6 protein-coding genes are annotated in these 7,934 nt (G+C 36.0%); 3 read left to right on the forward strand and 3 right to left on the reverse strand.

Translation table 11 applies throughout. The features are described 5' to 3' along the window. Nucleotides 1-56 precede the first annotated feature (56 nt). The 3 genes from glgB to VK161_RS12460 form a co-directional block, all read right to left on the reverse strand. The gene (glgB, locus tag VK161_RS12450; RefSeq protein ID WP_324215107.1) at nt 57-1,961 is read right to left on the reverse strand and encodes a 1,4-alpha-glucan branching protein GlgB; all 1,905 of its coding nucleotides are present in this window, start codon (nt 1,959-1,961) and stop codon (nt 57-59) included. Between the two features lie 99 nt (nt 1,962-2,060). Next, the gene (locus VK161_RS12455) at nt 2,061-3,689 is read right to left on the reverse strand and encodes a trehalose synthase (RefSeq protein WP_324215108.1); all 1,629 of its coding nucleotides are present in this window, start codon (nt 3,687-3,689) and stop codon (nt 2,061-2,063) included. A gap of 31 nt (nt 3,690-3,720) precedes the next feature. Continuing rightward, nucleotides 3,721-5,661 (reverse strand): alpha-1,4-glucan--maltose-1-phosphate maltosyltransferase, encoded by a 1,941-nt coding sequence (locus tag VK161_RS12460; RefSeq protein WP_324215109.1) that lies wholly within the window; start codon nt 5,659-5,661, stop codon nt 3,721-3,723. Nucleotides 5,662-5,735: 74 nt separating this feature from the next. Here VK161_RS12460 and VK161_RS12465 point away from each other — a divergent pair, with 74 nt between their 5' ends. The 3 genes from VK161_RS12465 to VK161_RS12475 are packed head-to-tail and all read left to right on the forward strand — an operon-like array spanning nt 5,736 to nt 7,791. After that, nucleotides 5,736-6,599, forward strand: a complete 864-nt coding sequence (locus VK161_RS12465; RefSeq protein ID WP_324215110.1) for an alpha/beta hydrolase — start codon at nt 5,736-5,738, stop codon at nt 6,597-6,599. 2 nt (nt 6,600-6,601) lie between these two features. Continuing rightward, on the forward strand, nt 6,602-7,240 hold the full coding sequence (locus VK161_RS12470; protein WP_324215111.1) for an endonuclease III: 639 nt from the start codon (nt 6,602-6,604) through the stop codon (nt 7,238-7,240). A 20-nt stretch (nt 7,241-7,260) separates the two neighbouring features. Further along, the gene (locus VK161_RS12475; RefSeq protein ID WP_324215112.1) at nt 7,261-7,791 is read left to right on the forward strand and encodes a 2'-5' RNA ligase family protein; all 531 of its coding nucleotides are present in this window, start codon (nt 7,261-7,263) and stop codon (nt 7,789-7,791) included. The last annotated feature ends 143 nt before the right edge of the window (nt 7,792-7,934 follow it).

The raw sequence follows: 7,934 nt of genomic DNA on the forward strand, positions 1-7,934 counted from the left end.
AAAGACACAAAGTTTTTTTATATTAACTTGTGCCTTTGTGAAATTGTAACCTATTTTTAGGACATTTTGAAAACGCAAATTCCCAATGGTGGCAGCACTACTTCAGCAGAAAAATCTTTACCATTCCAAGGTGTGGCTTCAATTTTTATGGCTTTGGCATTTGAAACTCCGCTTCCGTTGTATTCTACTTTATCGGAATTGAAAATTTCGGTTAACTTTCCTTTTTTCGGAATTCCGATACGGTAATTCTCGTGAACTACTGGAGTCGTATTACACACAACAACTAAATTCTCTTTTTCGTTGTTTCCTTTACGGATGTAGGTTAAGACTGAATTTTCATTATCTGAATAATTGATCCATTCAAAACCTTCGGCTGAGAATTGTTTTTCGTACAAGGCTGGGTTGTTTTTGTAGAGTGCATTTAAATCGGCAATGCATTTTTTGATTCCGTCATGGAAACCGTATTGTAATAAATGCCAATCTAAACTACTTTCGAAATTCCATTCAGAAGTTTGTCCGAATTCGCCTCCCATAAACAATAATTTCGCTCCGGGATGTGTGAACATATAACCGTATAATAATCGTAAGTTAGCAAAACGTTGCCATTCGTCACCAGGCATTCTTCCTTGAATGGAGTGTTTACCGTACACCACTTCGTCATGAGAAAGTGGCAACATAAAATTTTCAGTAAAGGCATACGTCATTGAAAATGTAATGTCGTTTTGATGGTATTTTCTGTAAACCGGTTCTTTTCCGAAATACTGTAACGTATCGTGCATCCAACCCATCATCCATTTCATTCCGAAACCTAAACCGCCAAGGAACGTTGGACGTGAAACCATTGGAAAACTTGTACTTTCTTCGGCAATGGTTTGTACATCTGGAAAATTAGAATAAACTGCTTCGTTGAAATCCTTTAAGAAACTAATCGTATCAAGGTTTTCTCTTCCGCCGTAAATGTTAGGTTCCCATTCGCCATCTTTTCGTGAATAATCTAAGTACAACATTGAAGCGACAGCATCTACCCGAAGTCCGTCAACATGGTATTGCTGCAACCAAAAAATGGCGTTACTGATTAAGAAAGAACGTACTTCATTGCGACCGTAATTGAACACCAAACTTTTCCAATCAGGATGATAACCCTTACGAATATCGGGATGCTCGTATAAATGCGACCCATCAAAGAAACCTAAACCATGAGCATCACTTGGAAAATGCGATGGAACCCAATCAAGGATGACTCCGATTCCGGCTTGGTGCAATTTATCGACCAAAAGCATGAAATCTTGCGGTTTTCCGAAGCGCGATGTTGGAGCAAAATAGCCTACCAATTGGTAACCCCAAGAAGGATCGTAAGGGTATTCCATCACTGGCATGAACTCAACGTGAGTAAAACCAGTTTCTTTTACATAGTTTACTAGTTGATCGGCTAATTCAACATAGGTTAGAAATTTGCCTTCTGCATTGCGGCGCCACGAACCCAAATGCACTTCATAAACCGAATGTGGTTTATCGAGCGCATTCTTATCGGCTCGAGTTTCCATCCATTTAGCATCTTTCCATTTGTAGTCTAAATCCCAAATGATGGAAGCTGTATGAGGCGGTTTTTCACAATACAATGCAAACGGATCCGATTTCTCGGTAATGATACTATTGTTGTGCGATTGAATTTTATATTTATAGGTTGTTCCTTTATCAATTCCGGGAATAAAACCTTCCCAAATTCCGGAACCATCCCAACGAACAAACAAATCGTGTTGCCCTTCTACCCAGTAGTTGAAGTCGCCCACTACGGATACTTTTTTGGCTGATGGTGCCCAAACGGCAAAATAAACGCCTTTTACTCCATTGACTTCGGTGAGATGAGCGCCGAGTTTTTCGTAGAGACGAAAGTGTTTTCCTGCTTTGAATAGGTCGATATCAAAATCGGTGAATAAGGAATAGGGTTGAGTTGGATTCATTGTTTTGTTTTTTTGCCGCTGATTCGCAGATTTTTATTTTTTTTAGAACGTGGATGAAGCTGATTTCATGCGCGGATTTATACTGATTTTTAATTAGAATTAATACCCCATAATCGTTTGGATTCCGCGTAACGGAATGACTGCCCATCTTGGTCTAGAATTTAGTTCGTAACCTAATTCGTATACTGCTTTTTCGAGAATGCAATATTTGAGTAAGAAATTGATTTCGTGACTGTAACCGATGTTTAAGTTACCCGATTGCGCTTTTTCGATGTAGGTTTCTAAGAACGTTCCGACTAGGTATTTGAACAGCAATTCGCCCGCTTTAAACAAGTCTTCTTGTTCATAAGGATATTTATCGGCGTTATTAAAAATCGTGGCGTAAATGGCGTAATGAAACGAGCGAAACATTCCAGCCACATCTTTTAATGGAGGTTGCTTTACTTTTCGGTCGCGAATGGTACTTTCAGGTTCGCCTTCGAAATCGAGTAAATAGAAATCGTCTCCGTTTACTAAAACTTGTCCGAGGTGGAAATCGCCGTGAATTCGGATGCGTTCTGATTTCATTTTGGTCCAATCAAAATCAACAAAATGCTTACGAATTAGTTTTTTATTTTCAAGGAATTGATGCGCTAAATCTAAAGCCATTCCGTCGAGTTTGTGCAAACTGTTTTCGATGATGTTGAGTCGGTTTTGGAATTGGTACAACAACCTGTTTTTCAACCAAACCGTGTAATCTCCATTGTAAGTTGTTGGTGTGAAAGCTGTTTCGTGAATATCACTTCCGAGTGCAATGTGCATTTCGGCTGTACGAAGTGCTAAAGTTTGTACTCGTAAAAACAGACTCAGTCCAACCCAATCAATAATTTCGGGTGGAATTTCGTTGATTTTTAACCGTTTGAATAAATCGACATTGGGTAATTTATCAATCTTAATTTTTTTACGAGAAAGATTGTCGAAAACGCCGTCCATTTGTTCGAGCATAAACTTCCAGGCATCGCCTTGATTCGGAACCAATTCTTGCATCAAACCCAAAGTGATATTTCCTTCGGTCATGGCAATATTGATGCTTCCAGTGTAGGCAGGAGTGTTTTGATAATGCATGCGTTCGGTTAAGAAACGACTCAACTCGTAATCAGGATTGGTACTTACATAAATGCGTCGGAAGATTTTTAATACAAATTTTTCATTGTAAATAATGGAGGTATTGCTTTGCTCTACGCCCATAAAACGTGAGGATTTGTATTCTTTATCTTCTAAAAAAGAGCCTTTGTGAAATACCAACTTCAGTTCTTTACTTTCGGTAGATTGCGCAATATTTTCAAACAACAATCTACGGAAATCGTCTTGGTGTAAGGCATCAACTAAATAACCTTCGATATGACCAAATTTAGCTGGAGCGATGATGGTATTAGTATCCAATTCATCGGTAGTCATAAAAGCAATTGGCATAAAATAATGCTGATAAAACGCCTCTTTAAAATTGACTTCCAATAAAACTCCGTAATAAGTGTTCTTTTTCGAATTAATTTTAAAATGATCTACAATCTCGATGTACTTTAGTGTACTGGCTTTTCCGCCGTACCAACGTTTATTGATGATGTAATTTTCGAGAATATCAGACGAAAATACTTTAATAAATTCGTCGTCTTTGAACGCATCTTTCCATTCGTTTTTAAATTTAAACGAAGTGGTAAAGGTATCTTGATTGTCGTTTTTTAAACTCATAATTTTAGCCTCACATTAAAATTATTGCTGATTATTTTTGAATTTTGAACAAATGAAATGGAAGTGTTGGATGCAACTCAACAAAGTTCCACTCTTTGTCCCAATGGTAACTGTTTCCTGTAATTTGATCGATAACAGTAATCGATTGTCCTTCGTGAATACCGAGTGATTGCAACGGTAATTTCACCCAAGCTTGTTTCGAATAATAAGCATCCAAGCTGGCAATCATGAGGGTTTCATTTTCTTTAGTATCGTCAAATTTATAGAAGGCTATTACTTGATCATTGTCGGTATCACAAAACTCAATATTGTTGGTTTGCTGTAAAGAGGCTTGTTCTTTTCTGACTTGATTGATCTTCGAAATAAGCATCGTAATTTTGTTTTCTTTTTCCCAATCCCAAAGGCGAATTTGGTATTTTTCGCTGTCCATGTATTCCTCTTTACCCGGAATTGCATCTGAAACCATGTATTCAAATACTGGTCCGTAAATTCCAATAGATGAGCTAAGTGTAGCTGCAAGAAAGTATTTTTGAAGATGTGTGCTCTCGTTTGCGCCTTGCAATGAAAACGGATTGATATCAGGTGTATTTGGCCAGAAATTCGGACGGAAAAACTCCTTTTGATTCGTTTTCGTTAGTTCCGTTAAATACTCTTGTAATTCGGCTTTCGTATTGCGCCAAGTATAATAAGTATAAGATTGCGTGAAACCTTGTTTGGCTAATTCGTGCATGATTTTCGGACGCGTAAAAGCTTCTGCTAAAAACAAAACATCGGGGTGCTTTTTCTTCACTTCTGAAATCAACCAACCCCAAAAATAGAACGGTTTTGTGTGTGGATTATCAACTCGGAAGACTCTAATTCCGCACTCTTCTACCCAAAACAAAGCACAATCCAACAGTTCTTTCCAAAGGTTTTTCCAATCGGCACTTTCAAAATAAATGGGTAAAATATCTTGGTATTTTTTGGGTGGATTTTCGGCGTATTGTACTGTTCCATCGGGACGCCATTTGAACCATTGAGGAAACTCTTTTACATACGGATGATCGGGTGCTGCTTGAAGCGCGAAGTCCATGGCTATTTCGATTCCGAGTTCTTTGGCTTTATTTACTAACGATTTAAAATCGTCAATAGTTCCGAGTTCAGGGTGAATGGATTTGTGACCTCCAAATTGCGAACCAATTCCCCATGGAGAACCCACATCGCCTGGTTGTGCATCAGTAGCGTTGTTTTTCCCTTTGCGATTCACTTCACCAATGGGATGAACGGGCGGAAAATACAAGGTATCGAATCCCATTTTAGCGACTTTAGGTAAAATCAACTCACAGTCTTTGAAAGTTCCGTGTTTGCCTTCTTCGCGAGAAGCTGAACGTGGAAAAAATTCGTACCAAGTACTAAAAAGTGCTTTTTGACGATCCACATACACTTTTAATTCTTCGGTTTGATTGGCTAAAAATTTGGTTGGATTTTCTTTAAAAATGGATTTCAAACGATCGGATACTGCTTCAATAATAGCTTGTTCGTAGTTTGATTCATTCGAAAATAAATCTATCAACTCATTCAAGTATTTTTTTTCAGAAGCTGAAACTGATGAAAGTAAAGGTTTAATGTACTCTACTCCTTCTAATAACTCTGACTTTACTTGCTGATTGTCTTTGATTTTTTTTCCTATTCCGTATTGCCAATTCAGTGCATAATCAATCCATGCTTCCACAAAATAAGAATAATAACCTTGTTTTTCAACTGTAAAAGTGGCTTCGAAAGCATCGTTGGGTAATTCGGTCATTCGGACTTCCGACCATTTTTTATCTTTTTCATATTTGTATTGAACTACAGCAGCCATAACATCGTGTCCGTCGGATAAAATATCGGCAGTAACATCCACTTTCTGACCAACAATTCTTTTTATAAAAAATGCCCCATTGTCTAGTTGAGGCAAAACATTTTCAATAATTACGCGTCTTTGATTTAACATTTTAAGTTATATTTATAATGTCGTAAATTACAAAAAAATACTATAACAAATAATTTGCTTAAAAATTTATTGAAATGTCAAAAAATAATGATGTAAAAGCGCAATCATTGAAAATTCCGAAGATAATACTAATAACAGCTAAATTTTTAGAGGTTATTACTCCCAAATTCGCAACTTTATTTGCGGCCAAATTATTTACAACTCCAATAAAGTATAAAATTCCCAAACGAGAATTTCATATGGATTCGCAAAGCAAACAAAATACTCTATTGATTCCTTCAATCAATAAAGAAATTGTAGTGTATCATTATGGAGAAGGAGAAAAAAAAGCATTATTAGTCCATGGTTGGTCTGGAAGAGGAACACAATTGGTTAAAATTGCTGATGAATTAGTCAGAAATGGCTATTCAGTAGTAAGTTTTGACGCACCAGCACACGGAAAATCAAAAGGGAATTCAAGCATAATGATTGAGTTTATTGCTTCTATATTGGAAATTGAAAAACACTATGGTTCGTTTGAAATTGCTATTGGTCATTCGTTGGGAGGAATGTCCATTTTGAATGCAATAAAGCAAAAGCTGCAAGTAAAAAAAGCAGTAATTATTGGAAGTGGTGATATTATTCAAGATATTATTGATAATTTTATAATGAATTTGAAACTGAAACCTAGCATTGCCATCCGTTTAAGAGATTACTTTGAAAATAAATATCAAGAAAAAATGGAGAATTATGCGGCTTCATTTGCTGCAAAGGAAGTTAAAATTCCAGTTTTGGTGATTCATGATTTGAATGATGAAGATGTTAATGTTAAAGCGGCGTATAACATTAATGATAATCTGGTTCATTCTGAAATTATGATTACAGAAGGATTGGGACATCGCAAAATTCTCGGTAATAAAGAAGTAATAAATAGAATTGTTGAATTTATAAAGAAATAAAAATGGAACTATTTGAAAACAATTGGTCGGAAAAATTACAACCGCTTATCGATCAATACCAAGGAAAAAAACATCCATTAAATTATGAAAATATCTATCAATTAATGGTTGCTGTCGTTTTATCAGCTCAAGATTCAGACGCAAATATTAATAAAATTGCTCCTGCTTTTTTTGAAAAATTTCCGAATTTAGAATCACTCGCTTTTAGTTCAATCGAAGAGGTAATTCCTTTTGTTAGTAAGGTTCGAAATTTCAATACAAAAGCCAGTTGGTTGATTGAAATTGCCCAAACATTAAAAACAAATGCTGCAATTCCGACTCAATTGGAGGATTTGGTTGCTTTGAAAGGAATTGGAAGAAAATCGGCCAACGTAATTATGCGTGAAATGAAAGTTCCCGCAGAAGGTATTATTGCGGATCTGCATGTTATTAGTGTTGCTCCAAGAATTGGTTTAATTACTGAAGCTAAAGACGGTAATAAAGTAGAAAAGCAATTAATGCAAGTACTACCCAAAGAAATTTGGGGTGAAATTGGTATGGCAATTTCATTTTTAGGAAGGGAAATCTGTCGTCCCACCAATCCAAAGTGTGCAGATTGTCCTATTCAAGAGCATTGTCAGTATCCATTAAAAACCATTTAAGTTAGATTATATTTTCTTACATGCAATCAATTCCTCTTTATTCATTAGTAATTTTCCCAAATGAGGCTCAAAAACTACTTATAAAAGACTACAAACAATTACTCAAAAGTAAAATTGGTTGGTTTGGAAGTGCCAATGCTGCAGCTCATATTACGGTCGTTAATTTTGAAAACGAGATAGCATTAGCTCTTTACATACAACAAATTAGAGAGTGCTGTAAAAATATTACACCTCAAAAAGTAACTTTTAATTCATGGGATTCATTTGGAGAAAAGACATTTTTTATTGCTCCAGATGAAAGATCAAAAACATACTTGAATACACTAATTAGTAATTTACACCACAATTTAGGTTTTAAAACTAACACAGTAAATGCTCACCTAACCATCGCTAGAGGACTTGATCATGAAAGAATGAATGCAGCTAAAAGTACTTTCAATGTGATTGATGTCAATTTCGAATTTAATTGTGATGCTATTTTTGTTAGAAAATTCAATCATCATACCAAACAATACACTGATATCATTGAGAAAATTCTTTTTGAGGGTTAATATTTTTATTTGGGCTTGTCCCGATAGACAAAAACAAGTTTGAAAAACGTAGTTTTTGCTAATCGGGGCGTGCCCCAATTGAACAGTGCGATTGTAGTAAATAGAAAATTAGTTATGTTCAATTGGGTCGGGCTATTCATTTC

The sequence above is a fragment of the Flavobacterium sp. genome (assembly GCF_035299245.1).
In the GTDB taxonomy this organism is placed as follows: domain Bacteria; phylum Bacteroidota; class Bacteroidia; order Flavobacteriales; family Flavobacteriaceae; genus Flavobacterium.

Coding starts and splice junctions, on each gene's coding strand:
- glgB (WP_324215107.1), bottom strand. CDS start 1,961: ATGAATCCAACTCAACCCTATTCCTTATTCACCGATTTTGATATCGAC.
- VK161_RS12455 (WP_324215108.1), bottom strand. CDS start 3,689: ATGAGTTTAAAAAACGACAATCAAGATACCTTTACCACTTCGTTTAAA.
- VK161_RS12460 (WP_324215109.1), bottom strand. CDS start 5,661: ATGTTAAATCAAAGACGCGTAATTATTGAAAATGTTTTGCCTCAACTA.
- VK161_RS12465 (WP_324215110.1), top strand. CDS start 5,736: ATGTCAAAAAATAATGATGTAAAAGCGCAATCATTGAAAATTCCGAAG.
- VK161_RS12470 (WP_324215111.1), top strand. CDS start 6,602: ATGGAACTATTTGAAAACAATTGGTCGGAAAAATTACAACCGCTTATC.
- VK161_RS12475 (WP_324215112.1), top strand. CDS start 7,261: ATGCAATCAATTCCTCTTTATTCATTAGTAATTTTCCCAAATGAGGCT.